Annotated in this window: 25 protein-coding genes and 1 pseudogene; 17 read left to right on the forward strand and 9 right to left on the reverse strand. The window is 67.2% G+C overall.

The features are described 5' to 3' along the window. From HMPREF2581_RS00005 to aguA, 5 genes and pseudogenes are all read left to right on the forward strand, one after another. Positions 1 to 344, forward strand: a pseudogene (locus HMPREF2581_RS00005) (glutamine synthetase); the annotation flags it as partial. 255 nt (positions 345 to 599) lie between these two features. Beyond that, positions 600 to 1,661 (forward strand): polyamine ABC transporter substrate-binding protein, encoded by a 1,062-nt coding sequence (locus HMPREF2581_RS00010; RefSeq protein ID WP_003107781.1) that lies wholly within the window; start codon positions 600 to 602, stop codon positions 1,659 to 1,661. A 62-nt stretch (positions 1,662 to 1,723) separates the two neighbouring features. Continuing rightward, a complete protein-coding gene (locus HMPREF2581_RS00015; protein ID WP_003137218.1) occupies positions 1,724 to 2,389 on the forward strand; it encodes a TetR/AcrR family transcriptional regulator in 666 nt (221 codons plus the stop codon). A gap of 162 nt (positions 2,390 to 2,551) precedes the next feature. After that, positions 2,552 to 3,430: an N-carbamoylputrescine amidase gene (aguB, locus tag HMPREF2581_RS00020; RefSeq protein WP_003111119.1), complete on the forward strand. Its 879-nt coding sequence runs from the start codon at positions 2,552 to 2,554 to the stop codon at positions 3,428 to 3,430. Between the two features lie 85 nt (positions 3,431 to 3,515). Then, positions 3,516 to 4,622, forward strand: coding sequence for an agmatine deiminase (gene aguA / locus HMPREF2581_RS00025; RefSeq protein WP_003121701.1), 1,107 nt, complete (start codon positions 3,516 to 3,518; stop codon positions 4,620 to 4,622). A 97-nt stretch (positions 4,623 to 4,719) separates the two neighbouring features. On the opposite strand, the gene HMPREF2581_RS00030 is transcribed toward aguA, so the two are convergent. The 6 genes from HMPREF2581_RS00030 to desA form a co-directional block, all read right to left on the reverse strand. After that, positions 4,720 to 6,111, reverse strand: a complete 1,392-nt coding sequence (locus HMPREF2581_RS00030; RefSeq protein ID WP_003137216.1) for an OprD family porin — start codon at positions 6,109 to 6,111, stop codon at positions 4,720 to 4,722. A gap of 613 nt (positions 6,112 to 6,724) precedes the next feature. After that, positions 6,725 to 7,696 (reverse strand): GGDEF domain-containing protein, encoded by a 972-nt coding sequence (locus HMPREF2581_RS00035; RefSeq protein ID WP_003137214.1) that lies wholly within the window; start codon positions 7,694 to 7,696, stop codon positions 6,725 to 6,727. A 112-nt stretch (positions 7,697 to 7,808) separates the two neighbouring features. Then, entirely contained in the window at positions 7,809 to 8,771 is a 963-nt protein-coding gene (locus tag HMPREF2581_RS00040; protein WP_003137213.1) for a LysR family transcriptional regulator, read from the reverse strand. A 52-nt stretch (positions 8,772 to 8,823) separates the two neighbouring features. After that, positions 8,824 to 9,780 (reverse strand): agmatinase, encoded by a 957-nt coding sequence (speB, locus tag HMPREF2581_RS00045; protein WP_003104498.1) that lies wholly within the window; start codon positions 9,778 to 9,780, stop codon positions 8,824 to 8,826. Positions 9,781 to 9,835: 55 nt separating this feature from the next. Next, positions 9,836 to 11,221: a sodium:solute symporter family protein gene (locus tag HMPREF2581_RS00050; protein ID WP_003104497.1), complete on the reverse strand. Its 1,386-nt coding sequence runs from the start codon at positions 11,219 to 11,221 to the stop codon at positions 9,836 to 9,838. Between the two features lie 228 nt (positions 11,222 to 11,449). Continuing rightward, complete coding sequence (gene desA / locus HMPREF2581_RS00055; RefSeq protein ID WP_003084252.1) at positions 11,450 to 12,628, reverse strand: delta-9 fatty acid desaturase DesA; 1,179 nt, start codon at positions 12,626 to 12,628, stop codon at positions 11,450 to 11,452. 170 nt (positions 12,629 to 12,798) lie between these two features. Between desA and HMPREF2581_RS00060 the strand changes: the two genes are divergently transcribed. From HMPREF2581_RS00060 to HMPREF2581_RS00085, 6 genes are all read left to right on the forward strand, one after another. Next, entirely contained in the window at positions 12,799 to 15,081 is a 2,283-nt protein-coding gene (locus HMPREF2581_RS00060; RefSeq protein WP_003084250.1) for a putative bifunctional diguanylate cyclase/phosphodiesterase, read from the forward strand. Between the two features lie 163 nt (positions 15,082 to 15,244). After that, on the forward strand, positions 15,245 to 15,427 hold the full coding sequence (oscA, locus tag HMPREF2581_RS00065; RefSeq protein ID WP_003084246.1) for a sulfur starvation response protein OscA: 183 nt from the start codon (positions 15,245 to 15,247) through the stop codon (positions 15,425 to 15,427). Positions 15,428 to 15,603: 176 nt separating this feature from the next. Next, positions 15,604 to 16,602, forward strand: coding sequence for a sulfate ABC transporter substrate-binding protein (locus tag HMPREF2581_RS00070; protein ID WP_003084243.1), 999 nt, complete (start codon positions 15,604 to 15,606; stop codon positions 16,600 to 16,602). A gap of 161 nt (positions 16,603 to 16,763) precedes the next feature. Next, positions 16,764 to 17,582 (forward strand): sulfate ABC transporter permease subunit CysT, encoded by an 819-nt coding sequence (cysT, locus tag HMPREF2581_RS00075; RefSeq protein ID WP_003084241.1) that lies wholly within the window; start codon positions 16,764 to 16,766, stop codon positions 17,580 to 17,582. Between the two features lie 10 nt (positions 17,583 to 17,592). Beyond that, entirely contained in the window at positions 17,593 to 18,462 is an 870-nt protein-coding gene (gene cysW, locus HMPREF2581_RS00080) for a sulfate ABC transporter permease subunit CysW (protein ID WP_003084239.1), read from the forward strand. Between the two features lie 3 nt (positions 18,463 to 18,465). Continuing rightward, complete coding sequence (locus HMPREF2581_RS00085; RefSeq protein WP_003084237.1) at positions 18,466 to 19,455, forward strand: sulfate/molybdate ABC transporter ATP-binding protein; 990 nt, start codon at positions 18,466 to 18,468, stop codon at positions 19,453 to 19,455. A gap of 12 nt (positions 19,456 to 19,467) precedes the next feature. Here HMPREF2581_RS00085 and HMPREF2581_RS00090 read toward each other — a convergent pair whose 3' ends face one another. After that, the gene (locus tag HMPREF2581_RS00090) at positions 19,468 to 20,166 is read right to left on the reverse strand and encodes an ArsR/SmtB family transcription factor (RefSeq protein ID WP_003137212.1); all 699 of its coding nucleotides are present in this window, start codon (positions 20,164 to 20,166) and stop codon (positions 19,468 to 19,470) included. A 93-nt stretch (positions 20,167 to 20,259) separates the two neighbouring features. Here HMPREF2581_RS00090 and HMPREF2581_RS00095 point away from each other — a divergent pair, with 93 nt between their 5' ends. After that, on the forward strand, positions 20,260 to 21,012 hold the full coding sequence (locus HMPREF2581_RS00095; RefSeq protein ID WP_003137211.1) for a sulfite exporter TauE/SafE family protein: 753 nt from the start codon (positions 20,260 to 20,262) through the stop codon (positions 21,010 to 21,012). 171 nt (positions 21,013 to 21,183) lie between these two features. Further along, positions 21,184 to 21,942: a metalloprotease LoiP gene (locus tag HMPREF2581_RS00100; RefSeq protein WP_003112168.1), complete on the forward strand. Its 759-nt coding sequence runs from the start codon at positions 21,184 to 21,186 to the stop codon at positions 21,940 to 21,942. 39 nt (positions 21,943 to 21,981) lie between these two features. Here HMPREF2581_RS00100 and HMPREF2581_RS00105 read toward each other — a convergent pair whose 3' ends face one another. Then, positions 21,982 to 22,497, reverse strand: a complete 516-nt coding sequence (locus HMPREF2581_RS00105) for an Mpo1 family 2-hydroxy fatty acid dioxygenase (protein WP_003084225.1) — start codon at positions 22,495 to 22,497, stop codon at positions 21,982 to 21,984. A gap of 75 nt (positions 22,498 to 22,572) precedes the next feature. Between HMPREF2581_RS00105 and HMPREF2581_RS00110 the strand changes: the two genes are divergently transcribed. The 4 genes from HMPREF2581_RS00110 to HMPREF2581_RS00125 all read left to right on the forward strand — a co-directional run bounded on the left by HMPREF2581_RS00110 (position 22,573) and on the right by HMPREF2581_RS00125 (position 26,497). Continuing rightward, positions 22,573 to 23,259 carry a Crp/Fnr family transcriptional regulator gene (locus tag HMPREF2581_RS00110; protein WP_003137209.1) on the forward strand — a complete coding sequence of 229 codons (687 nt, stop codon included), beginning with the start codon at positions 22,573 to 22,575 and terminating at the stop codon, positions 23,257 to 23,259. Positions 23,260 to 23,367: 108 nt separating this feature from the next. Continuing rightward, positions 23,368 to 24,138, forward strand: a complete 771-nt coding sequence (locus tag HMPREF2581_RS00115; protein ID WP_003137207.1) for a hypothetical protein — start codon at positions 23,368 to 23,370, stop codon at positions 24,136 to 24,138. A gap of 162 nt (positions 24,139 to 24,300) precedes the next feature. Continuing rightward, positions 24,301 to 25,515 carry a CynX/NimT family MFS transporter gene (locus HMPREF2581_RS00120; protein WP_003137205.1) on the forward strand — a complete coding sequence of 405 codons (1,215 nt, stop codon included), beginning with the start codon at positions 24,301 to 24,303 and terminating at the stop codon, positions 25,513 to 25,515. A 49-nt stretch (positions 25,516 to 25,564) separates the two neighbouring features. Further along, positions 25,565 to 26,497 carry a LysR family transcriptional regulator gene (locus HMPREF2581_RS00125; RefSeq protein ID WP_003137203.1) on the forward strand — a complete coding sequence of 311 codons (933 nt, stop codon included), beginning with the start codon at positions 25,565 to 25,567 and terminating at the stop codon, positions 26,495 to 26,497. On the opposite strand, the gene HMPREF2581_RS00130 is transcribed toward HMPREF2581_RS00125, so the two are convergent. Then, on the reverse strand, positions 26,494 to 26,778 hold the full coding sequence (locus HMPREF2581_RS00130; protein WP_003106257.1) for an antibiotic biosynthesis monooxygenase family protein: 285 nt from the start codon (positions 26,776 to 26,778) through the stop codon (positions 26,494 to 26,496). The genes HMPREF2581_RS00125 and HMPREF2581_RS00130 overlap by 4 nt on opposite strands. Positions 26,779 to 26,782: the final 4 nt, after the last annotated feature.

Raw genomic sequence — 26,782 nt, forward strand, 5'->3', positions numbered from 1 at the left:
CCACCGGCAGCCCGGACGCGGTACGCCTGGAACACCGCGTGGCCGGCGCCGACGCCAACCCCTACCTGCTACTGGCAGCGGTGCTGGCAGGCGTTCATCACGGGCTGACCAACAAGGTCGAGCCGGGCGCGCCGATCGAAGGCAACTCCTACGAGCAGTTGGAGCCGAGCCTGCCGAACAACCTGCGCGACGCCCTGCGCGAGCTGGACGAAAGCGAGATCATGGCGAAGTACATCGACCCGAAGTACATCGACATCTTCGTCGCCTGCAAGGAAAGCGAGCTGGAGGAGTTCGAGCACTCGATCTCCGACCTCGAGTACAACTGGTACCTGCATACCGTCTGAGGTAGCGGTATCGGCGCGCCGGTCCTGGGCCGGCGCCGTACGCAGCGAAATCCGGGGCGGTTTCGCAGACACTCAACGCGGGGGCGTCTGTGTCTGGGAAACCGCCCCGGTCCTTTTCTCGGAACCGGGAAATGTGCGCCACGGCACAGCCTGCCGCCACGCCTCCCGCCAGACTCGATGCTGGCCTGCATCAATGCCTCTGCCGCCTGGCTCCGGCACCATCGTCCGCTCCGTTCCGTCCAGCGAGAAGATTCCATGCCCCGCCTTTCCGCCCTGCTGTTCCTCGCCCTCGCACCCTGGCTGGCCCAGGCCGAGGAGACCCTGCGCGTCTACAACTGGAACGACTACATCGACCCGCAGGTGCTCGAGTCCTTCCAGAAGGACACCGGCATCCGCGTCGAGTACCACACCTTCGCCACCGCCGAGGAACTGGACAAGGCGCTGCGCAGTGGCGAGGCGATCGACGTCGCCGTCCCCTCCCACGACACCCTGCCGGCCCTGCTGAAGGACAACCTGCTGCGGCCGCTGGACTTCACCCAGCTGCCCAACCGCAGCCATCTCGACCGTCAATTGCTGAGCAAACTGGCCGCGGTCGACCCTGACAACCGCCACGCCGTCCCCTATCTATGGGGTGCCGTAGGCCTGGCCATCAATACCCCGCAGGCCGAAGCCGCCTATGGCGGGCCGCTGCCCAACAGCTGGAGCCTGCTGTTCGACGCCAGCCAGAGCCAGCGCCTGAAAAGCTGCGGCATCAGCCTGCTGGACGCGCCGGACGAAACCCTGGCGATCCTCCTCAACTACCAGGGCCGCAACCTCGGTCGTACCGCTCCGAGCCAGGTACGCCGCGCCGCCGAGGCGCTGCACGGACTGCGACCGAACCTGCGCTACGTCGACAGCGAGCGCTACATCGCCGACCTCGAAGGCGGTCGCCTCTGCCTGGCCATGGCCTGGGTCGGCGACGCCCTGCGCGCGGCCAAGGCGGGCCAGCCGGTAAGTTTCGAGGTACCGCAGGAAGGCTCGGTGCTGTTCATCGACAACCTGGTGATCCCGGCCGGCGCCCAGCATCCACGCGAGGCGCACCGTTTCATCGACTACCTGATGCAACCGAAGATCGCCGCACAGATCACCGCCGCCACCCTCTACCCCAGCGGCAACGCCGACGCCGCCGGCTTCCTCGATCCCGCCCTGCGCCAGCAACCCGGCCTGTATCCGGACCGCGACACCAGCCGCCGCCTGTTCGCCCTGGAAACGCCGCCGGAAAAACTCCGGCCGGTGGTCGACGAGATCTGGAAGGCCTTCCGCGGCGCCAGCCACTGAGCGGCTTGCCCCGGTCGCGTGAGCTGGCGTCCAATAGCCGCTCACGCCCGGAGACCCGCCACATGCAGCCCACCTCGCCCACCCGCAAGCCCCGCGCCAGCAGCCAGGCCCGGATCGCCGCGATCCTCGACGCCGCTCGCGGCCTGCTCGCCGACGAAGGCATCGGCGGCCTGACCATCTATAGCGTGGCCGAACGCGCGGAAATGCCACCATCGTCGGTCTACCACTTCTTCCCCAGCGTGCCGGCCCTGCTCCAGGGGCTGACCGGCGAGGTCCACGCCGCCTTCCGCGCGTGCCTCGAACAGCCGGTGGACCATGCAGGCCTGCGCTGCTGGCGCGACCTGTCGCGGATCGTCGAGGAGCGCATGCTGGCGGTCTACGCCCGCGACGCGGCGGCCCGCCAACTGATTCTCGCCAGCCACGGCCTGGCCGAAGTCACCCAGGCCGATCGCCAACATGACGTGCAACTCGGCCAGGCCATGCGCGCCCTGTTCGAGCGGCATTTCCTGCTGCCTCCGCTGCCGACCGATATCGAGATCTTCAGCCTGGCCATGGAGCTAGGCGATCGCGTCTACGCATTGTCGGTACAGCGTCACGGGATCATCGACGCACGCCTGGCGGAAGAAGGCATGCGGGTGTTCGACGCCTACCTGGGGCTCTACCTGCCGCCGATCCTGGAAAAGCGTAGTGAACCATTAACCGGATTTATATCCGATTTAAATCGATAGAAAATCCATAACACTCCCTTAAACCGCTTCACAGTCCGATTTTTATCGGATATAAATCCGCCCATCACTCGATCGGGCGCGACACCCCGTTCCCGCCCGCCCGACCCACAACCGGCCGCCGCCAAGCCCGGCAGCCATCCGAGCCAGCACACGAGGTGTTCCATGACCCGCAACGTCACCGTCGCCGCCACCCAGATGGCCTGCTCCTGGGATCGTCCGGCGAACATCGCCCGCGCCGAGAAACTGGTGCGCCAGGCCGCCGCCAGGGGTGCGCAGATCATCCTGATCCAGGAACTGTTCGAGACCCCCTACTTCTGCCAGAAGCCGAACCCGGACTACCTGCAGCTGGCCACCACGGTCGAGGAGAACGCCGCCATCGCCCACTTCCAGGCCCTCGCCCGGGAGTTGCAGGTGGTATTGCCGATCAGCTTCTTCGAACGCGCCGGGCGCGCCCGCTTCAACAGCATCGCGGTCATCGACGCCGATGGCGGCAACCTCGGGGTCTACCGCAAGAGCCACATCCCGGACGGCCCGGGCTACCACGAGAAGTACTACTTCAATCCGGGCGACACCGGCTTCAAGGTCTGGCAGACCCGCTACGCACGGATCGGCGTCGGTATCTGCTGGGACCAGTGGTTCCCCGAATCGGCGCGCAGCATGGCGTTGCTCGGCGCGGAACTCCTGTTCTACCCGACCGCCATCGGTAGCGAACCGCACGACGCCAGCATCAGCTCGCGCGATCACTGGCAGCGCGTGCAGCAAGGCCATGCCGGGGCCAACCTGATGCCACTGGTGGCTTCCAACCGCATCGGCCGCGAGGAGCAGGATGGCTACGACATCACCTTCTATGGTTCCTCGTTCATCGCCGACCCGTTCGGCGAGAAAGTCGAGGAGCTGAACCGCACCGAGGAAGGTATCCTTGTCCACACCTTCGACCTCGATGCGCTGGAGCGCACCCGCAGCGCCTGGGGCGTGTTCCGCGACCGCCGGCCGAACCTCTACGGTCCGCTGAAGACCCTCGACGGTTCGCTGGAGTCCTGAGGCCTCGGGAAACGATCCGCGCGGGGACGCCCCGCGCATTCCGCGCCGGCGTCCGCCGCGCATAGCAACGATTTCAGGAGCAGCGATGAGCAACCCGACCAGCACCCCACGCGCCGACGGCTTCCGCATGCCCGCCGAATGGGAACCCCACGAGCAGACCTGGATGGTCTGGCCGGAACGCCCGGACAACTGGCGCAACGGCGGCAAGCCGGCCCAGGCGGCCTTCGCCGCGGTGGCCAAGGCCATCGCGCGCTTCGAGCCGGTCACCGTCTGCGCCAGCGCCGGGCAGTACGAGAACGCGCGCGCGCGCCTCGACGACGGCAACATCCGCGTAGTGGAAATCAGCAGCGACGATGCCTGGGTCCGCGACACCGGCCCAACCTTCGTCATCGACGACAAGGGCGATGTACGCGGCGTCGACTGGGGCTTCAACGCCTGGGGTGGCTTCGAAGGCGGCCTGTACTTCCCCTGGCAGCGCGACGACCAGGTGGCACGCAAGATCCTCGAGATCGAACGGCGCGCCCGCTACCGCACCGACGACTTCGTCCTCGAGGGCGGCTCGATCCACGTCGACGGCGAAGGCACGCTGATCACCACCGAGGAATGCCTGCTCAACCACAACCGCAATCCGCACCTGAGCCAGGTGGAGATCGAGCGAACCCTGCGCGACTACCTTGCGGTGGACAGCATCATCTGGCTGCCGAACGGCCTCTACAACGACGAGACCGACGGCCACGTCGACAACTTCTGCTGCTACGTGCGTCCCGGCGAGGTGCTGCTGGCCTGGACCGACGACCAGGATGACCCGAACTACCTGCGCTGCCAGGCCGCCCTCCGCGTGCTGGAAGAAAGCCGCGACGCCAAGGGACGCAAGCTGGTGGTGCACAAGATGCCGATCCCCGGCCCGCTGTACGCGACCCAGGAAGAGTGCGACGGCGTGGATATCGTCGAGGGCAGCCAGCCGCGCGATCCCTCCATTCGCCTGGCCGGTTCCTACGTGAACTTCCTGATCGTCAACGGCGGCATCGTCGCGCCGAGCTTCGACGATCCCAAGGACGCCGAGGCCAGGGCGATACTCCAGCGCGTGTTCCCCGAGCACGAGGTGGTGATGGTCCCGGGGCGCGAGATCCTCCTCGGCGGCGGCAACATCCATTGCATCACCCAGCAGCAACCGGCGCCGCGCAAGGCCTGAGCAGCGTCCAGTCGACAGATAGCGCCGGCTGGCTCCGGAATGAAAAAAGCCCGCGCCCTCTCGGAAGACGCGGGCTTTTCCATGCCTGGCCGGCGCCTTACAGCAGCGGCAGGGTGTAGCTGACGATCAGGCGGTTCTCGTCCTGGTCGCGCTGGGTCGCAGTGCCCGAGCCGGACACCGGCAGACCGGTGCGGAACGAAGCGTTCTTCCAGGTGAAGCCCAGCCCTTTGAAGGTACCGTCCGGGATCACATAGGCTAGGGCGATGTCACGCTCCCACTCGCTCTGGTCGCCGCGCCCGGACTTGATGTTGTCGCCCTTGAGGTACATGGTGTTGAAGGTCAGGCCCGGCAGGCCGAGGCCAGCGAAGTCGTAGCCGTAGCGGACCTGCCAGGTGCGCTCGCCGGCGCGCTGGAATTTGCCGATCTGCACGTCGGTGATCAGGTACGCGGTGGAACCTTCGCCATCGCCACGGTTCAGGAACGGGAAGTCGCTGTCGCCGTTGAGGATCTGGTAACCGGCGCCGATGCTGTGGCCGCTGACGGTATAGGTGAAGAGACCGCTGAAGGCGCGGTTGTCGACTTCGCCCTTGGTCACGCCGCTGCCGTAGTAGCCGCTGCTGACGTAGCCGTCGGCACGGCCGGAACGGCTGCCGTTCTTGCCGTCGGAGCTGCTGTCGAAGGCGCGCAGGTCGGTCTTCAGGACGCCCGGGCCGATCTGCCAGTTGTGGATCAGGCCGAGGAAGTGCTGCTTGTAGAAGTCGTCCAGGTTGCCGTAGTAGTACTGCAGGGTCAGGTCCTTGTTGACCTTGTAGTCGCCACCCGCGTAGTAGAACTTGTTGCTGTCGCGCGAGCCGGCGCTGCTGCCGTTGGCGCCGGCGATGCTCAGGCTGCGGTTGTCGGTGGAGTTACGGCCCTTGGAGTGTTCCAGTTGGCCGGCAACCAGGGTGAAGTCCTTGAGGTCGGTCGAGGTGACCTGGCCGCCCTCGAAGGTGACCGGCAGCAGGCGGCCGTCGTTGTAGGTGACCACCGGCAGCTTCGGCTGCAGGGTGCCATAGCGGAACTCGGTGTTGGATACCTTGGCCTTGGCGGTCAGGCCCAGGCTGGCGAAGTCGTGCACCGGCTCACCGTTGCTTTCCAGCGGGAACACGGTGCCCGGCTGGCGGTCCAGGCCCAGGCCGCTCTTGCCGGCACGGCCGCCGCCGTCCAGGCGCACGCCGAGCAGGCCCAGCGCGTCGACGCCGAAGCCGACGGTGCCCTGGGTGAAGCCCGACTGGTAATTCAGGATGAAGCCCTGGCCCCACTCTTCCTGCTTGCTCGGCGAGGCGCTGCCATTGCGGTTGTCGGTATTGATGTAGAAGTTGCGCAGGGTCAGCGATGCCTTGCTGTCCTCGATGAAACCGGCGGCGACCGCCTGTTGCGCCAGGGCACCGAGGGTACCGGCAGTGATGGCCAGGGCCAGTCGTGACTTGTTGATCTTGCGACTCTTCATTGGTCTTTTCCCCATTGGTATTGCTAATTGTCTTCCGGTCGGGGGAAGTGGAACGCGTGGGCCCGACCGGTCGTTGAAACACTGAGCGCCGAACCATCCCGGAAGATGGCGCGCGCGAAACTCGGCATTCGATGGATCAGGAAACGGCGCAACCCGCGACGATGGAACGACGGGGCAGGCAAGCAGGCAGGGAGGCAGCGAACGGAAGCGTGTGCATGGGTGTACTCGTGTCTTGTTATTGTGCGGCGGGTGTCTCGACCCACCGCCAGTGAAGGCAATTTGTAAGCCAATCTTTCCATCGGGCTCCGCCTTCGCGTCCTCTCGGGCTTCCTGCCCTTCTCCCGGCTGACGGGCCGGAGGGTATCGGCAGAAAACCGCCTATTACAGCTTCCTTTCTGGCGAGTTACCGCCACGTTTCAGAAAATCGTTATTTCCTGCGCTTTATAGCGCGTGGGTAATAAACAGTAAAATATCCGCAATAAACCTAAAAAGAATTAATTATTCGTATTTAATAGCTTTAAGGAATATTGTACCGCAGCCGCAGCCTGCCGGTCGCCTCCCCAAAGAGGTATTCCGTGGCGCCGTCGACAAAACGGAAACGTTTGCCCAGCGGTCAGCCCACGACGATGCAGTCCTTGCCCTGGCGCTTGGCCGAGTACATCGCGGCGTCGGCCCGGCTGTAGAGGGCACCGAGCCCCTCGTCATCAGCCTGGAGGACCGTCAGGCCCTGGCTGACGGTGATCCCGAAGCTTTGTTCGCCCTCCTGGAAGCGCAGGCGTTGCACCTCGCGCTGCAGGCGTTCGCCGATCTGTCGCGCGGTCTGCTCGTCGCAGCCGGGCAGCAGCACGGCGAACTCCTCGCCGCCGATCCGCCCGAACAGGTCGCCACGGCGCAACGCGGCACTGCCGCTCTGGGCGATACGCTGGAGGACCTGGTCGCCGACCTGGTGGCCGAAGCGGTCGTTGATCTTCTTGAAGTCATCGACGTCCAGCAGCAGGAACGCCAACGGTATCCCCTCGCGGCGACACTCCTTGAAGGCCGCCTCGGCACTGTCGAAGAAATAGCGACGGTTGCTGCTCTGGGTCAGCACGTCGGTGGTGGCCAACCGTTGCAGCTCGCTCTCCATGTGCTTCTTGTCGGTGATGTCCTCGGCGATGCCCACCACCATCAGCGGCAGTCCCGCCTCGCCCTGGCGACTGACGAAGCACTTGTCGTTGAGCCAGCGGACCTCGCCGTCGCCGCGCACGATGCGGTATTCGCGTTGTTCCACGGCGCCACGTTCGAGCACCTGCAGCAGGCTGCTGTCGGCGTAGTCGAGGTCGTCCGGGTAGATGCTGTTGCGCCACTCCTCGTAGTCCGCCAGCAGCAGCGCCGCGGAACGGCCGAAGATTTTCTCGTAGGCGGGGCTGACGTAGACCATCCGCCGGTTCTGCCAGTCGTAGGCCCAGAGCACCGAGTTGACGCTGGCCAGCAAGGCGCTGAAGAGTTGCTCGCGCTCCTTCAGCCGGGCCACTTCGGCACGGCTGTGCAGCAAGGCCAGCGCGGCCTCCTGCGGGTCTTCGGGAATGCCGGGTAGGTCGTCCATGGATCGTCGCTCTGCTCGCGGAACGGGTTCGACCGCCAACTTAGCGCAGGGGTCGCGGCGATACAGAAATGCCCGCCGAACGGCAGGGAAAGGCTCCAGCCAGTGCGCTCGGTCACAGTTGCCGAGCGATACCGTTCGTATTCGCCGGCACCTGCACGCCCAGTTGTTTCTGCGCCTCGAACAGCGAGCGCAGGAACAGGGTCAGGGTCGGTCGTTCTTCGTGTCCCTGGCGGGTAATGCAATGGAATTCCGAGTCGTAGGCCAGTTGCCGCGGCCGGATCGCCCGCATGCGTCCTTCGGCGACCCAGGTGGCGGCGTAGTGCGTCGGCAGGTAGCCGATGTAGGTGCCGCTGAAGACCAGGGTAGCGATGGCCTCCATGGTGTAGGCATCGGTTCCCTGGTTGAAGCGCAGGTCGTGCGGGCGATGGTTTTCCGCCATGTAGCCGCGGCCGACATAGTCGGCGGCGCAGATCTCGTCCAGCGCCGGTTCGTCGTCCGCCCGGGCGAAGAAGGGGTGCGCGCTGCCGCAATAGAGGTTCTGCTCCTCGCGGAACAGGGGTTGGTAGTAGAGCCCGGACAACCGGTGGTGGAAGGCCCCCACCGCCAGTTGCAGGCGCTCTTCCAGCACCGCGTGCTCGAGTTCGTCGGGACGCCGCGTGTGCAGCTTGAGCAGCACCTCCGGGGCGCGCTGGCGAAACAGCCGGATGGCCAGCGGCAACGGTAGGCAATGCTGGCCGATGACGCCATCGACGCAGCCCAGGTGCAACGCCTCGCGATCGCGCCCGCCGAGGCCACGGACCTGCTCGCGGAAACGGGCGATGTCGCTGAACAGGCCGAGCGCGGCGTCGTAGAGTTCCTGTCCCTCCTCGGTCAACTGGAAACCGCCGTTGCCGCGCCGGCACAGGGAATAGCCCAGGCGCACCTCCAAGTCGCGCACCAGCACGCTCAGGCGCGACAGGCTGGTGTTCAGGCGCGCCTGGGCGGCAGTGAAGCCGCCGGCCTCGACGATGGCGCAGAAGGTGCGCAGCATGCGCAGGTCGATGTCGTTGAGGTTGCCCAGCATTCCCGCCCTCATGGCGTTCGGTCCGCCTTCGTTATAGCGCCAAAGCCGGGCCGGCGGAACGCCGTCAGGCGCTTCGCGCGGCCGACTCGGCAAGCAGGCAGAGCAGTTCGAACATCATGGTCGCCCCCACCAACGCCGTGGCGCCGCCGACATCGAACGGCGGCGAGACTTCCACCACGTCGGCGCCGACCAGGTCCAGCCCGCGCAGGCCACGGACCAGTTGCTGGGCCTGGAGGCTGGTCATGCCGCCGATCTCCGGGGTGCCGGTGCCAGGCGCGAAGGCCGGGTCGAGCACGTCGACGTCGAAACTCACATAGGTCGGCCCGTCGCCCACCACCCGCCGGGCTTCGGCCAGGGTCGCCTCGACGCCCAGTTCGACGAACTCTTCCATGTGGATCACGCGGATGCCGCACTCGCGGGCGAAAGCGTCGTCGTCCGGCGAATACACCGAGCCACGAATGCCGATCTGCACCGTGCGCAGCGGGTCGAGCAGACCTTCCTCGATGGCCCGGCGGAATGGCGTGCCGTGGGTGTAGGGGTTGTCGCCGAAGTAGCGGTCGTTGGTATCGGAATGCGCATCGAAATGCACCATGCCCAGCGGCCGCTCGCGACCCAGGGCGCGAAAGATCGGCAGGGTCACCAGGTGGTCGCCACCGACCGACAGCGGCAGGGTACCGGCGGCATGGACCTGGCGATAGAAGCCTTCGATGCGGCGCAGCGAATCGAGCAGGTCGATGGGATTCACCGGCGCATCACCGAGGTCGCCGACCCGCACCAGGTCGTAGGGCGCAATGCGGCTGACGTGATGCACCTTGCGCATCAGGCTGGACAGGTTGCGCACCTCGCGCGGGCCATGGCGGGCACCGGCGCGGTTGGTGGTGCCGCCGTCCCAGGGCACGCCGATCAGGCCGACCTGCAGCGCCGCCGGGTCGGTGAACGCCGGCAGGCGCATGAAGGTCGGGATACCGGCGAAGCGTGGAATCTCGGCGGCGTCGAGGGGCTGCGGATGGTCGTTCGACATGGAGCATCTCCGTGTGGCGGGAAGAAAGCACCGGGCGCCGCCCGGCGCAGTGGGTTCATTCCGGCTGGGCTCGCAGGCTGGCGGCAGGACGGGTGGCCAGGCTGACCGCGACGAAGGTCGCCAGGCTGGCCAGCAGGCCGTAGACGATCGGCGAGTTGGCGAGCAGGCCGTCGCGGGCCATGCAGGCGATCACCGCCAGGCAACCGGCGACGATGCTGGCGATCGCTCCCTGCGGACTGGCCCGACGCCACAGCAGCGCGCCGACGATCGGCACCAGCAGGCCGCCGACCAGCAGGTTGTAGGCGATGCTCAGGGCCGCGATGACGTCGTTGACCAGGCACGCCAGGACCAGCATCGCCACCCCCATCAGCAGGGTGATGCAACGGCTCAGGCGGATGTCGCTGGTGGTACCGGGGCGCAGGAAGCGCGCATAGATGTCTTCCTGCAGCACGGTGGCCGCCGCCAGCAGGCACCCGCTGGCGGTGGACATGATCGCCGACAGCGCGGCCGCCACCACCAGGCCGCGCAGGCCCGGCGCCAGTACCTCGCGGGTGATCTCGGCGTAGGCGTTCTCCGGCACCGCCAGGTCCGGCAGGAGGACCCGCGCCGCCGCGCCGATCAGCGCGCAGGCGGCGCCGTAGAGCATGCAGTAGACGCCGGCACCAAGCCCGGCATAGCGCACCACCGTCTCGCTGCGCGCGGTGAACACTCGCTGCCAGATGTCCTGGCCGATCAGCGCGCCGAAGAAGTACAGGAGGAAGTAGGTGAGGATGGTATCCAGGCCGATGTGGCCGAGGTCGAAGAAGCCCGCCGGCAGCACCTCCTGCATGCGCGCCAGGCCACCGGCGCCGTCGATCGACAACGGCAGCAGGACCAGGAAGATACCGACGGTCTTGATCACGAACTGGATGATGTCGGTCAGCGTAAGGGACCACATGCCGCCGATCACCGAATAGACGATGACGATCCCGCCACCGCAGAGGATCGCCGGGATCCGCGGGATGCCGAATACCACCTCGGTGACCGAGCCGATGGCGATGGTCGCGGTGACCGCCACCATCAGGTCGTAGGCGACCATGACCACCCCGCCGATCAGGCGCGAGGAGGCCTGGTAGCGCTGCTCCAGCACCTGGGTCACGGTGAACACCCGCAGGCGCGCGATCTGCCGCGAGAACACCAGGCTGAGGACGATGATCCCCAGGCCGAGCATGAACACCAGCCACAAGCCGGACAGGCCGAACTGGTAGCCGAGCTTGACCGTACCGATGGTCGACGCGCCGCCGAGCACCACCGCGGCCATGGTTCCCAGGTAGAGGCCGGGGCCGAGGCGGCGTCCGGCGACGAGGAAATCGCTCTGGCTCTTCGCCTTGCGCATTCCGTACCAGCCCAGGCCCAGCATGGCCAGGGCGTAGACCAGCATGATCAGGTAATCCAGCAACATCGCCCGCGCTCCTTTTCTTGTTGTTCTGCGTGACGCCCGGCGTGGCGCCTGGGCACGCCGAAGATAGGCCGGGCGCCGCCCGGGCTGAATCCCGGATCGGGCAAGTCGACTTGCGGAGGAAGAGAAGTATCGGCGGGGCGTCGCATTGGCGACGCCGAAACGCAACGCGCCGGCAGGAGCCGGCGCGTTGCAGAGGCGGCTGACGCACCCGCGAGGGCGCGCCAGGCGTCAGGCGGGACGCAGCGAGTAGGTCTTCAGTTGCGCGGCGAACTCCTTCAGCGACTGGATACCGCTGGCTTCCGCCTCATGCACCCAGTCCTTGATCGCCGCCAGCATGTCGTGGCCGTTGGCGCTGGTCTTGGCCCAGATCTGCTGCAACGCCAGGCGCTTCTCGTAGATCACCTTCAGCGCCTGGCTGTGGGCGAGCATCGAGTCGATGCGCACATGGTGGCGGTCCTGCAGCAGGCTGGTCTCGCGCGACAGCAGGCGCTTGGCGCGGCGGAACAGGTGGCGCACCGACTCGTCGGCCTTGGCCACTTCCTGTTTGACCAACGGCGCGATCACCAGCTTGCGGTACTGCGCCATGATCTGGAAGCGGTTGTTGAGGATCGCCATGGCGGTATCCATGTCCAGGCTGTGCTTGCCTTCGACCCGATGGGCGATCGGCGCAACCCGGGCGACCCTGGCCAGGCGCAGGAAACTGAACAGCTTGATCCAGGCCCAGCCCAGGTCGAATTCCCACTTCTTCACCGACAGCTTGGCCGAGTTCGGGTAGGTGTGGTGGTTGTTGTGCAGCTCTTCGCCACCGATGAGGATGCCCCAGGGCACCAGGTTGGTGGCGGCGTCGCGGCATTCGAAGTTGCGATAGCCGACCGCGTGGCCGAGGCCGTTGACCACGCCGGCGGCCCAGAACGGAATCCATGCCATCTGCACGGCCCAGACGGTCAGGCCAAGGGCGCCGAACAGGGCCAGGTCGATGAGCGCCATCAGCACCACGCCGCCGATCGGGAAGCGCGAGTAGAGATTGCGCTCGATCCAGTCGTCCGGGCAGTTCTTGCCGTAGATGCGCAGGGTGTCCTGGTTCTTCGCCTCGGCCTTGTACAGCTCCGCGCCTGCGCGCAGGACGGTGAACAGGCCCTTGTGCACCGGGCTGTGCGGATCCTCGACGGTCTCGCACTTGGCATGGTGCTTACGGTGGATCGCGGTCCATTCGCGCGTGTTCATCCCTGTGGTCAACCACAACCAGAAACGGAAGAAGTGCTGCAACGCAGGGTGCAGGTCGAGTGCACGGTGGGCGGAATAGCGATGCAGGTAGACGGTCACGCTGACGATGGTGATATGCGTCAGCACCAGGGTAACTGCCACCAGTTGCCAGGGCGACAGGTCGAGAAAACCGTTGAACCACATAGGCGGTACTGAACCTCGGGGGATTTGGGAGTGATGAGGGCCTTGTCTGACAAAACCTGGGGGCATTATCACCAAGCGGCTGGGGATTACCATCCGTTCTTTTAGATATGAACAGGGCCGGATGGCCATCATTTATACTGCCCGGCCAATAATTGCCCACTGAAAATCCCATGAGCCCCCGCCTGAGTGCCCTTCGCCTGAGCCTGGCTTATCTCGCAATCGCCATCGCCTGGGCGTTCCTGAGCGATCATTTGTTACAAAACCAGGTCCAGGACCACGACCAGCTGGTGTTCTGGATGACCGCCAAGCGGCTGTTCTTCTTCGCCGCAACCGGCCTGCTCCTGTACCTCTACCTGGTACGCCAATTCCGCCGCAAGGCCCAGGCCTACGACGAACTGCACGGCAGCGAGCAGCGCCTGAACCGTGCCCTGGAAGCGGTGCGCGACGGTCTCTGGGATTGGGACCTGGTGACCGACCGGATGTTCGTCTCGCCGGGCTACGCCGCGCTGATCGGCCTCGCTCCGGAGGAACTCGGCGACCCCATCGAGACCTGGAAGAAGCGCCTGCACCCGGAAGAGTACGCCACCGTGCTGGAGGCCCACCGCAACCACCTGCAGGGCCTGACCGACAATCTCGACCACATCTACCGCCTGCGCCACAAGGACGGCGACTACCGCTGGATCCACTCGCGCGGCCGGGTCCTCCGCGATGCCCTGGGCAAGCCGCTGCACTACACCGGCGTGGCCCGCGACATCACCCTGCAGCGGCTCAAGGAAGACCACCTGCGCCAGGCCGCGGCGGTATTCGACAGCACCCGCGAGGGCGTTCTGGTCACCGATGCCCAGGCGGTGATCGTGCACGTCAACCCTTCCTTCGAGCGCATCACCGGCTACCGTTCCGAGGACGTGCTCGGCAAGACCCCGGCGATCCTCCGCTCCGGTCGCCAGGACCAGGCGTTCTACCAGCGCCTGTGGCTGGCCCTGCGCGAGCAGGACGTCTGGAGCGGAGAGATCTGGAACCGTCGCAAGAGCGGCGAGATCTACCCGCAGTGGCTGCACATCCGCGCGGTGCGCAACGACCAGGGCCAACTGACCCACTACGTCGGGGTGTTCTCCGACCTGAGCAGCATCAAGCGCTCGGAGAACGAACTGGACTTCCTCGCCCACCACGACTCGCTGACCGGCCTGCCCAACCGCGTGCTGCTGCGCGAGCGCATCGAGCAGGCGCTGGAGAACGGCAAGGACCGGACGGTGGCCGGGGCCCTGCTGCTGATCGACCTCGACCACTTCAAGCACATCAACGACAGCCTCGGCCACACCACCGGCGACATGCTCCTCAAGGAAGTCAGCAAGCGCCTGCAACACCAGCTCGACGAGCGCTGCCTGCTGTCGCGACTGGGCGGCGACGAATTCGCCATCCTCGTCGAGAACGACGACCCGGAAGCCGTCGCGCGACTCTCACAGCGCATCCTCGACGGTTTCAACGCGCCGTTCGACATCCACTGCCAGCCGATCTATATCAGCGCCAGCCTCGGTGTCAGCCTCTACCCGGAAGACGCCAGCGACGTCGACCACCTGATGCAACACGCCGACGCCGCGCTGTTCCAGGCCAAGGACAGCGGGCGTAACGCCTACGCCTTCTACACCCGCGTGCTGACCGCCCGGGCCCGCGCCCATGTCCAGGTGGAATCGGCCCTGCGCCATGCGCTGGAGCACGACGAACTGCGCGTCCACTACCAGCCGGTGCACGACCTGGCCAGCGGGCGGATCGTCGGCGTCGAGTCGCTGGTGCGCTGGCAGCATCCCGAGCGCGGCCTGGTGCCGCCAGGCGAGTTCGTCCCGGTGGCGGAGGAATGCGGGCTGATCGCCGCGCTGGACAATTGGGTGCTCAAGCGTGCCTGCCGGCAGATGCGCGAATGGCAACAGCGCGGCGTCGAACTGGAGTTCGTCGCGGTCAACGTCTCCAGTCGGCTGTTCAACCGCGGCGGCCTAGAGGAAAGGATCGCCAACGCCCTGGAAGAGTCCGGGCTGGAGCCCCGCTACCTGGAGCTGGAAGTCACCGAAAGCGCGGTGATGGAGGACTTCGAGCAGTCCCTCAACCTGCTCTGCCGCCTGCGCATCCTCGGCGTGAACCTGGCCATCGACGACTTCGGCACCGGCTATTCCTCGCTGATGCGCCTCAAGCGGCTGCCGGTACACAAGCTGAAGATCGACCAGGGCTTCGTCGCCGGCCTGCCCGGCGCGGTGGACGACGCCGCGATCGCCCGTGCGATAGTTGCCCTGGCGCAAAGCATGGGCCTGCGGGTGGTTGCCGAGGGTATCGAGCACCAGGACCAGGCGCTGTTCCTGCGCGAACATGGCTGCGACTTCGGCCAAGGCTACTGGTACGGACGGCCGCAACCGGCGGAAGCGCTGCGCTTCGACCTGCCGCCCGTGGCGTTGCCGGAAGACTGAGCCTGGCGGCGAAGCCGGGCCGCTTCGCCGTCTTATAACCACTTTACCTATAAAGATTCTTAAACAATATTTTTAAGAATATTGCCCACTGCTTACTATGCGCCTTACGCCGCCTCCACTTCGTCGAGCAACGCGGCACCTCGAGCCACAGGAGCAGAGACCCATGAGCGCAACCCTCAGAAGCCTGGATGGCCAGGACGAAGCCACCATCCTGCGTGAAATCCAGAGTGCCCTGCGCGGCCTGCGCTTCGGCGCCGTCGAGATCACCGTGCACAACGGCCAGGTGGTGCAGATCGAGCGCAAGGAAAAATTCCGTCTGCAGCAACCGGCCGTCAAGCAGGCCTGAAGCACACGACCCGACTGGACCACCGGAGGCGTCTCGCCATGAACATCCGTTCGATACCCCATCCGCACCGGTACTGCAGCTGTCGGCCGCGAATGCGCGCCTGACGCCCCGTGTTCCCGTCGTTCTGCCAACACCCCATTAGAACAATCGAAACAGCACACACCTAGGAGCTGCACATGTCCCTTCGTCGTTTCGCCCTGGCCGCACTCGCCAGCGCCCTGGTCTCCGGCCCGGTTGCCGCGGCCACGCAACTGCTGAACGTTTCCTACGACCCGACCCGCGAGCTGTACCAGGCCTACAACGCGGCCTTCATCAAGCACTGGAAGGCCCAGGGCGGCGAGGACCTGACCGTCCAGCAGTCCCACGGAGGCTCCGGCAAGCAGGCCCGCGCGGTGATCGACGGGCTCAAGGCCGACGTGGTGACCCTGGCCCTGGCCGGCGACATCGACGAACTGCACAAGCTCGGCAAGCTGCTGCCGGCCGACTGGCAGGCACGCCTGCCGGACAACAGCACCCCCTACACCTCGACCATCGTGTTCCTGGTGCGCAAGGGCAACCCCAAGGGAATCAAGGACTGGGGCGACCTGACCAAGGAAGGCGTGGAAGTCATCACGCCGAACCCGAAGACCTCCGGCGGCGCGCGCTGGAACTTCCTCGCCGCCTGGGCCTGGGCGAAGAAGCAGTACGGCAGCGACGAGAAGGCCAAGGACTACGTGCAGGCGCTGTACAAGCACGTACCGGTGCTCGACACCGGCGCCCGCGGCTCGACCATCACCTTCGTCAACAACCAGATCGGCGACGTGCTGCTGGCCTGGGAGAACGAGGCGTTCCTGGCGAAGAAGGAACAGGGCGGGGAAAACTTCGAGATCGTCGTACCCTCCATCTCCATCCTCGCCGAACCACCGGTCGCGGTGGTCGACAAGGTGGTCGAGAAGAAAGGCACCCGCAAGGTCGCCGAGGCCTACCTGCAATACCTGTACAGCGAGGAAGGCCAGCGCATCGCCGCGCAGAACTTCTACCGGCCGCGCAACCAGAAGGTCGCCGCCGAGTTCGCCACGCAGTTCCCGAAACTGAACCTGGTCACCGTCGACTCCGATTTCGGCGGCTGGAAGACGGCCCAGCCGAAGTTCTTCAACGACGGGGGCATCTTCGACCAGATCTACCAGGCGCAATGATCGCGACGGCAGACCCGTCGCCCGAACCACGGCCCCTCTCCCAGACCCTCTCCCGGACGGGCGAGGGGGCTAGCAGGCCCGGTCCCGTACCGGGCCCACTGCCGGAAGGAACCGGCACCGGGAGAGCCACCAAGCGTTCCAACGCAGAGTAAGGACAGAACATGTCACGACGCATTTCCCCGGTCATACCCGGCTTCGGGCTGACCCTGGGATACACCCTGGTGTACCTCAGCCTGCTGGTCCTGATCCCGCTGGGGGCCATGTTCCTCAAGACCACCCAGCTCAGCTGGGAGCAATTCTGGGCCATCATCAGCGCGCCGCGGGTGCTCGCCGCGCTCAAGCTGAGCTTCGGCACCGCGCTCGCCGCCGCCGTGCTCAATGGCTTGATCGGTACGCTGCTGGCCTGGGTCCTGGTGCGCTACGAATTCCCCGGACGGAAGATCATCGACGCCATGATCGACCTGCCCTTCGCCCTGCCCACCGCCGTCGCCGGTATCGCCCTCACCGCGCTCTATGCGCCGGCCGGCCTGGTCGGCCAGTTCGCCAGCGACCTCGGCTTCAAGATCGCCTATACCCCCCTGGGGATCACCCTGGCGCTGACCTTCGTGACCCTGCCGTTCGTGGTCCGCACGGTGCAGCCGGTGCTCGCCGACATTCCCAAGGAAGTCGAGGAAGCCGCCGCCTGCCTCGGCGCCAGGCCGCTGCAGGTGTTCCGCCATATCCTCGTGCCGGCGCTGCTGCCGGCCTGGCTGACCGGTTTCGCCCTGGCCTTCGCCCGGGGCGTCGGCGAATACGGCTCGGTGATCTTCATCGCCGGCAACATGCCGATGAAGACCGAGATCCTGCCGCTGCTGATCATGGTCAAGCTGGACCAGTACGACTACACCGGCGCCACCGCCATCGGCGTGCTGATGCTGGTGGTGTCCTTCATCCTGCTGCTGCTGATCAACCTGCTGCAGCGTCGCATCGAAACCCCGTAAGGAGGGCGCCATGTCCAGTGCAAGCATTTCCGCTGCCACCGCCAGCGCCTCCCGCCGCGGCAACGCCGGCGGCCGCCTGGCCCTGATCGTCCTGGCCTGGCTGGTCTTCGCCCTGTTCCTCCTGCTGCCGCTCTACGTGGTCCTGAGCGAGGCGCTGAAGCAGGGTTTCGGCACCTTCTTCGAGGCGATCCTCGAGCCCGACGCGCTGGCCGCGCTGAAGCTGACCCTGATCGCGGTGGCCATCTCGGTGCCGCTCAATCTGCTGTTCGGCGTCGCCGCCGCCTGGTGCGTGAGCAAGTTCGAGTTTCGCGGCAAGAGCATCCTGGTGACCCTGATCGACCTGCCGTTCTCGGTCTCGCCGGTGATCGCCGGCCTGATCTACGTGCTGTTGTTCGGCGCCCAGGGCTACTTCGGCGAATGGCTGAGCGACCACGACATCCAGATCGTCTTCGCGGTGCCCGGCATCGTCCTGGCGACCCTCTTCGTCACCGTGCCCTTCGTCGCCCGCGAGCTGATCCCGCTGATGCAGGAACAGGGCACCCAGGAAGAGGAGGCCGCCCGCCTGCTCGGCGCCAACGGCTGGCAGATGTTCTGGCACGTGACCCTGCCGAACATTAAGTGGGGCCTGATCTACGGCGTGGTGCTCTGCACCGCCCGGGCGATGGGCGAGTTCGGCGCGGTGTCGGTGGTTTCCGGACACATCCGCGGCGTCACCAACACCCTGCCGCTGCACGTCGAGATCCTCTACAACGAATACAACCATGTCGCCGCCTTCAGCGTCGCCAGCCTGTTGCTGCTGATGGCGCTGGTCATCCTTCTGCTCAAGCAGTGGAGCGAATCCCGCATGTCCCGACTGAAAAGCAATGCTGACGAGGAATGAACCATGAGCATCGAAATCCGTAACGTCAGCAAGAACTTCAACGCCTTCAAGGCCCTGGACGACATCAACCTCGACATCCAGAGCGGCGAGCTGGTGGCCCTGCTCGGCCCCTCCGGGTGCGGCAAGACCACCCTGCTGCGGATCATCGCCGGGCTGGAAACCCCGGACGCCGGCAACATCGTGTTCCATGGCGAGGACGTCTCGCAGCACGACGTGCGCGACCGCAACGTCGGCTTCGTCTTCCAGCACTACGCGCTGTTCCGCCACATGACGGTGTTCGACAACGTCGCCTTCGGCCTGCGCATGAAGCCCAAGGGCGAGCGGCCGGGCGAGTCCGCGATCAAGGCCAAGGTCCACGAGCTGCTCAACATGGTGCAGCTCGACTGGCTCGCCGACCGCTATCCAGAGCAACTCTCCGGCGGCCAGCGGCAGCGTATCGCCCTGGCCCGCGCGCTGGCGGTGGAGCCGAAGATCCTGCTCCTCGACGAACCCTTCGGCGCCCTCGACGCCAAGGTGCGCAAGGAGCTGCGCCGCTGGCTGGCGCGCCTGCACGAGGAGATCAACCTGACCTCGGTGTTCGTCACCCACGACCAGGAAGAGGCGATGGAAGTGGCCGACCGCATCGTGGTGATGAACAAAGGCGTGATCGAGCAGATCGGCTCGCCCGGCGAGGTCTACGAGAACCCGGCCAGCGATTTCGTCTACCACTTCCTCGGCGACTCCAACCGCCTGCAACTGGGCAACGACCAGCACCTGCTGTTCCGCCCCCACGAAGTGTCGCTGTCGCGTTCCGCGGTGGCCGAGCACCGCGCCGCCGAGGTCCGCGACATCCGTCCGCTGGGGGCGATCACCCGGGTAACGCTGAAGGTCGACGGCCAGGACGAACTGATCGAAGCCGAAGTGGTGAAGGACCACGACAGCCTGGCCGGCCTGGCCCGCGGCGAGACCCTCTACTTCAAGCCGAAGGCCTTCCAGCCGGTGGCCAATCTCTGATCCCCGGCGGGTTCAGCCCGCCGTGCGTTCCGCCAGGCCGCGCAGTCCCGCGCGGCCCTTCGGCGACACCTGCAACGCCCGCGAGCCGTCCTGCGGCCGCAACCAGCCCTGGCGCAGACAGGCCTCCAGCAACGCCGCCCCCAGCGCGCCGCCGAGGTGCGGCTTGCGTTCGCTCCAGTCGGGGCAGGCGCAGGCGAACTGCCGACGGCGGCGGCGGACCTCCGCCAGGTCGATCCCCAACCCGGCCAGCCCGGCCTCGCCGGTCGCGCTCAGGCGCAGCGTCCTGCCCTCCTGCTCGATCCAGCCGGCATCCAGCATCCGTGCGAACACACCGACCGCGAGTTCGCCGGCCAGGTGGTCGTAGCAGGTCCGCGCCTCGCGCAACGCCGACGGCGTGCCGTGGCTCGGCGGCAGGCTGCGCCGCTGCGGCTGCAGGGCCAGGGAGGCGCTGGCCAGCGCTTCCACCGCCTGCCCCACTTCCGGCCCGGCCAGGCGATAGAAGCGATTGCGCCCGCGCGCCTCCAGGCTCAGCACGCCGCCCTCGACCAGCCGTCCCAGGTGGCCGCTGGCGGAGGACGGCGAAACGCCTGCCAGCAGCGCCAGCTCGCTGGCCGGGCGGGCGCTGCCATCCATCAGTGCCCAGATCATCTGCGCGCGACCGGGATCGGCGAGCAGCGCCGCCAGCGAACTGAAGCCGGGATTGAATTGCATGCTTCACCTCCGGATGAAACATTGCCTGTCGACGACGAGAGATACTGGCCGCCATCGCCCGCTCGCGCCAGCCCGAGACAAGGAAGAACCCGCATGTCCGTCGACCTCCACGCCCTGATCCCGCTGATCGCCCTCACCTTCCTTCTCGCCGGCTTCGTCAAGGGCGTGGTCGGCCTGGGCCTGCCGACGGTCTCGGTGGGCCTGCTCGGCCTGGCCATGCCGCCGATGCAGGCGGCGGCGCTGCTGATCGTACCGTCGATGGTGACCAACCTCTGGCAGCTCGCCTGCGGCCCGCGCTTCCTCGGCTTGATGAAGCGCCTGGCCGGCCTGCTGCTCGGGGTGGTCGTGGGCACCCTGCTGGTCGGCGCATGGCTCGGCGGCGACGCACCAAGGCAGGCCACCGGCGTGCTCGGCCTGGCCCTGGCGGCCTACGCGCTGCTCGGCCTGGCCGCGATCCCGCTGCACCTGCCGGCACGCCACGAGCCCTGGGCCGGCCCGCTGGTCGGGCTGGCGACCGGCGCGCTGACCGCGGTCACCGGGGTTTTCGTGATTCCCGCGGTGCCCTACCTGGGAGCCCTACGATTGCAGCGCGACGAACTGGTCCAGGCCCTCGGCCTGTCGTTCAGCGCCTCGACCCTGGCCCTGGCGGTCACTCTCGGCGTGCACGGCGACCTGCTCGAACCGCAGATGCTCGGCGCCTCGCTGCTGACCCTGGTCCCGGCGCTGGGCGGGATGCTCCTCGGCCAGTGGCTGCGCCAGCGGATCAGCGCGACGCTGTTCAGGCGCTGCTTCTTCGTCGGTCTCCTGCTGCTCGGCGCCGACCTCGCCTGGCGCGGTTTCCACTGACGCCAGGGACGCATTGCGCACCCGCCAGGGCGGGCCTGCGGCCTTCGCGGGACTTCCGACGAACGGCACAAGCCGCTATCATCCGCCGCCGCGCGACCCCCACCGGGCGCGCGGCACCGGGCGGAACACGCCCGTCCGGCACGGAACGCCACCTATCGCAAGGAGCACACGATGAAGACCCGTCTTTCCCTTTCCGCCCTGGCCCTCGCCTGCGCCACCCTGGCCGGCTGCCAGAACCTGCCCCAGGGGGACCTCATGCAGCACGGCATGATGGCGGTGAAGGCCGCCACCCTGAGCGACGCCGAGGTCCGCCAGGTCGCCGACCAGGCCTGCGCCGAGTCCGACCAGCAAAACCGCATCGCCCCGGCCAACAGCAAGTACGGCCAGCGCCTGGACAAGATCGCCAAGGCCCTGGGCGACCAGATCGACGGCGTGCCGGTGAACTACAAGGTCTACCTCACCGAGGAGGTCAACGCCTGGGCCATGGCCAACGGCTGCATCCGCGTCTACAGCGGGCTGATGGAGCTGATGAGCGACAACGAGATCGAAGGCGTGCTCGGCCACGAGATGGGCCACGTCGCCCTCGGCCACACCCGCAAGGCCGCCCAGACCGCCTACGCGGCCGCCGCGGTGCGCGGCGCCGCCGGCGCCTCGAAGAGCGGCGCGCTGGCCGCCCTGTCCGGCTCCCAGCTGGGCGAACTCACCGAATCGCTGATCAACGCGCAGTTCTCCCAGTCCCAGGAATCCGACGCCGACGATTTCTCCTACGAGCTACTGAAGAAGCGCGGAGTGAACACCCAGGGCCTGGTCACCGCCTTCGAGAAGCTGGCCAAGCTGGGCGGCGGCGACAGCAGCATGTTCGATTCGCACCCGGGCTCCCAGGCCCGCGCCGATCACATCCGCCAGCGCATCGCCGCGGATCGCAAGTAACGCTCCCGCCCCGGTCTCCCGCGCTCGCGGGAGACCGCCTCACGCCGCCCGCTTGTGCTCGCGAATGCAGGTCGGGCCGGCGCGCTCCTCGACCTCGCGCTGCACGTCGCCGCGCAGCCCCAGCAGAAAGGCCAGTTCCGCCAGCACGAAGAGCGGACCGACGATCAACCCGCTGAGATCGTCGACGAAGGCCGGCTTGCGCCCTTCGTAGTAATGACCGACGAACTGGATGATCCAGCCGACCACGAACAGGCCAACGCCCCAGCCCAGCCAGGCCGCGGTAGTCCCCGCCGCCAATTGCGCAGCGCCCCACACCGTCAGCGCCAGCAGCGCCGTCATGGCCGCGCCGAAGCGCAGGTCCAGGCGCAGGTAGAACAGCGCCGCGGCGAGCGCCAGCAGCAGCGCCGGAGACAGGCCGAACCCCAGCGCCGGCCGCGCCAGCAACACGGCGATGGAGAGGACGATCATCGGAATGCCGATGAAATGGCTGAAGATGTTGCGCCGGTCGCGGTGGTAGGCGGCGTATTGCGCAAGGTGATCGACTAGGGTTTTCATTGTTGTGGTCTCACGCCAGGGTTCTCGCATCATCGCGCCGCCCCGGTTTTCCACTCTGTCAGCTAGACGACAAACATGAACGAGCGTACCGACTACCGTTCGCAACTCCAGGCCGGCCGCTGGTTCCAGGGTTTGCCGGAGGCCTTGCAGACGCACCTGCTGGCACTCGCCCAACCGCGCCATTTGCCGCCGGGCCAGCGCCTGTTCGCCCGCGGCGACGCGCCCTGCGGACTGTACTGCGTGGTCGAGGGCGCGATCCGTATCAGCGCGGTCAGCGAGAACGGCAAGGAGGCGCTGCTGATCCTGGTGGAAGCACCGCACTGGTTCGGCGAGATCGCCCTGTTCGACGGCCAGGCGCGCACCCACGACGCCTACGCCGAAGGCCACACCCAGCTACTCCAGGTACCGCAGGCGGCGCTGCTCGAACTGCTTCGCCGCGAGCCGCATTACTGGCGCGACATGGCCCTGCTGATGAGCCACAAGCTGCGCCTGGCATTCATCGCCCTGGAAGAGATGGCCCTGCTGCCGGCCGCGCAACGCCTGGCGCGGCGCCTGCTGATGCTCGCCGAGGGCTACGACAACAGCCGCAGCCGGCAGGTCCTGCACCTGCCGCAGGAACAGTTGGCATTGATGCTGTCGCTGTCGCGGCAGACCACCAACCAAATCCTCAAGGACCTCGAAGCCCAGGGCATCCTCCAGCTCAGCTACGGCGGCATCGAGATCCTCGACCTCGCCGGCCTGCGCGCGGCCACCCACGGCTGAGCGCGAATCACACTTTCGAACGCTTGCAGGCGCGCCATGGCCGGCTACCGTGTGCAGGGCACCTGCCCTCGGTGCGGATATCCATAACGACAACAACAGGATCTCCCCATGCCCCGTCCCGCGCTTCCCGCTGTCCTCTGTCTTTGCTGCCTGTTGCTGGCGCTGCCGGCGCGCGCCGCCCTCGACGACCAGCAACGCGCCCTGCAACAACTGCAGGTCCAGGCCTGTCGCGCGGTGGGCAGCCTGTTGCTGCTGCGCGGCGAGGGCTTCCAGGAACAGCACGCGGCGCAACTGGAGAAGGACCTCGCCAGCCTCGATCGGGCGCTCGCCGCCGCCCCCGAGGGGGTGCTCCTGCGGCAAGGCGAAAGGGCGCTGGTGGCGCGCATCCGTGAAGGCGCGGCCTACGGCCCCCGCGAGGAGGACCTGCCCTGGCGCTACCCGCAGCAACTGAGTCGCGCCCTGCGTGACTTCCTCAACCTAGTGGAACGCCAGGTGCCGCCGCCCCCGCCAGGCCAACCCCTGCCGCTCTGGCAGTTGCCGGTGCGGGTCGAGTACCTGTCCCTGCAATACCTGGCGCGCGCCTACCTGGGCGGGCTGGAGATTGCCCGCGAACAGCCCCGGGACTATCTCGGCCAGGACGAGAGCGTGCTGGTCCCGCTGATCGACCGGCGCATCGCCCTGCTGGTGGCGCAAAGCGCCAACCCGGCGGGACTGAAGAAACTGGAAAACCGCTGGGAGTACCTGAGCCAGGCCCTGCGCGACCTGAACAGCAAGAGCAGCGCGCTGGTCAGCGCTTCCGGCAGGCCCTGGGCGCCGATCATCGTCGACCGCCACGCGCGGGCCCTGAGCGAAAGCCTGATGCGCTTGAGTGCGGAGTGAGGCCACGCGCCGCACGGGGCGGATAACCTCGCCACTCGCCACGCTGCGCCAGCGTCCGCCCCGACTCCCTGGCCAGCGCATTTTTTCGAATCCGCCCTGCGGATTTTGATTTGCCGCCACGCCCTGGCGCAGGCGCAATGGTGCTCCCGAAAGGAGATCGCCATGCCCACTGCCAACCCACCCGGCCGCACCCTCTGGCTGATGGCCGCCATCGTCCTGGTCGGCCTCAACCTGCGGCCCTCCATGGCCGCCGTCGGCCCACTGCTGAACGCCATGCGCGGCGAGATCGCGCTCAGCTTCGGCGACGTCTCGCTGCTGACCGCCCTGCCGGTGCTGACCCTCGGCCTCGGCATGTTCTTCGGTCTGAGCATCGCCCGCCGCGTCGGCGAGTGGCGTTCGGTGGCCCTCGCCCTGCTGCTGATCGGCGCCGCCAGCGCCCTGCGCCTGGGCAGCCGAGGCCTGCCCGACCTGCTCGGCAGCGCCATGCTCGCCGGCCTCGGCATCGCCCTGATCCAGGCGCTGATGCCGGCCCTGATCAAGGCCCGTTTCGGCGCGCGCACGCCGCTCTGCATGGGGCTCTACGTCACCGCCATCATGGCTGGCGCGGCGCTGTCCGCCAGCGCTGCGCCGACCCTGGCGGAGCACGCCGGCTGGCGGCTCGGCCTCGGTGCCTGGGCGGCGCTCGCCGCGCTCGCGCTGCTGGCCTGGTGGCTGCAACCCGGCACCCGCCTGCGCCTGCCCGACGCGCAGCCGGGCAGGAGCCTCCTGCGCTATCCGCGGACCTGGCTGCTGATCCTGTTCTTCGGCCTCGGCACGGCCTGCTACACCTGCGTGCTGGCCTGGCTCGCGCCCTATTACCTGGAACAGGGCTGGAGCGCCCAGGAATCCGGGCTGCTGCTCGGTTTCCTGACGGCCGTGGAGGTACTCTCCGGGTTGCTCGCGCCGGCCCTGGCCAGCCGCTCGCGGGATCGCCGCCCGGTGCTGGTCGGGCTAACCGCGCTGATGCTGGCCGGCTTCCTCGGCCTCGCCTGGGCGCCGGCCAGCCTGCCGCTGCTCTGGGCGCTGTGCCTCGGACTGGGCATCGGCGGGCTGTTCCCCATGGGCTTGATCGTCTGTCTCGACCACTTCGACGCGCCGCAACGCGCCGGTCAACTGGCTGCCCTGGTACAAGGCGCCGGCTACCTGATCGCCGGGGTCTCGCCATGGATCGCCGGGCTGCTGCGCGACAGCCTCGGCAGCTTCACCGGCGCCTGGCTCGGGCTGACCACGGTGGCGGCGCTGCTACTGGGGCTGGGCCTGCGCTTCGACCCGCGGCGCTATGCGGCACTGTTCGCCGAGCGACAGCCGCAAGGCGTCGGCGCCGAAAGCTTGCGCTGAGGAAAGGGACGGGTTCTGATGGCGCTCCCGACGCCGTCAGGACGCCCCGATGCTGATCGCCAACGGCCTGCGCAAGGTCGACATGCAGGACCTGCTGGTCTTCCTCCAGGTCCACCAACGACAGAACCTCGTCGAGGTCGCCGAACAGCTGAACCTCAGTCCGTCGACGGTCAGCTACTGCCTGAAGAAGCTGCGCCAGGCCTTCGACGACGAGCTGTTCATCGCCACCCGCGGCGGCATGCAGCCGACCCACAAGAGTCGCGCCATGCTGCCCCATGTGGAGGAAATGCTCGCCCGCATCAACGCCTGTCACGCCGCCCAGGGCAGCTTCGACCCGCGTGGCGAGCCGCGTACCTTTACCCTCTGCGCGCCGGAATACGTCGAGCTGCTGATCCTTCCGGCACTCCTGCGACGGCTCGCCGCCAACGGCCCGAGGATCGGCCTGGACATCCGCCGCCTGGGTCCCGAACTGCCCACCGAAGCATTGCTCGACGGCCAGGTCGACCTGGTCTTCGACTTCGGTCCCGAGTACCACCGACCGGCACCGGAGCTACAGGCGCTCGCCCTGTTCAGCGACGAACTGCTCTGCGTGCAGGATCGTGCCCAGCCGCGCCACGAGCGCCTGGAACTGGACGAGTTCTGCCGGCGCCGCTTCGTCTTCCCGACCCCGCTCGACGCCAGCAACGCCAACCTGGTGGACACGTGGCTGCGACGCCAGGGCCGCAGCCGCGAAGTCGCCGCGCGCGCCAACAGCTACGTCGCCGCCCTGCAACTGCTGTCGGGCAGCGACTTCGTGCTGATGCTGCCGCGACGTATCCACGCGCTGCTCGACGATGGCCGCCATCGCGCCTGCCTCGCACCGTCAGGGCTGCCGCCGTTCGCCCTGCACCTGTCATGGAGCCGCGCCGCCGACCAGGACCCGGCGAACCTCTGGCTGCGCGAACAGGTGCTGATCGTCTGCGCCGAGCTGGGTTTGCTCTAGCCTGCGTCATCCTGCACTTCGAGGCTCGCCGCCAGGGAGCGCCAGAGCACTTCGGCGAATACCTGCTGGATGCCGCCGGCCAGGTAGTCGAACATCTGCTGCGCTTCCCGCCACTGGCTGCACACCAGCCAGAGATCCGGCTCGAGGGCGTCCCTGCGCACCTGGTACTCCAGGCAACCCGGCGCCTCCAGCCCCGGTTCGACCAGTTGTTGCAGGCGCAGGCCAAGCCGTTCCGACTGACCGTTGCGCGCGCGAATACGGATGACCTGGCTGGCGCTCATGACG

Origin of the sequence: Pseudomonas sp. HMSC057H01 (assembly GCF_001836405.1) — a bacterium.
Taxonomy (GTDB): Bacteria; Pseudomonadota; Gammaproteobacteria; order Pseudomonadales; family Pseudomonadaceae; genus Pseudomonas; species Pseudomonas aeruginosa.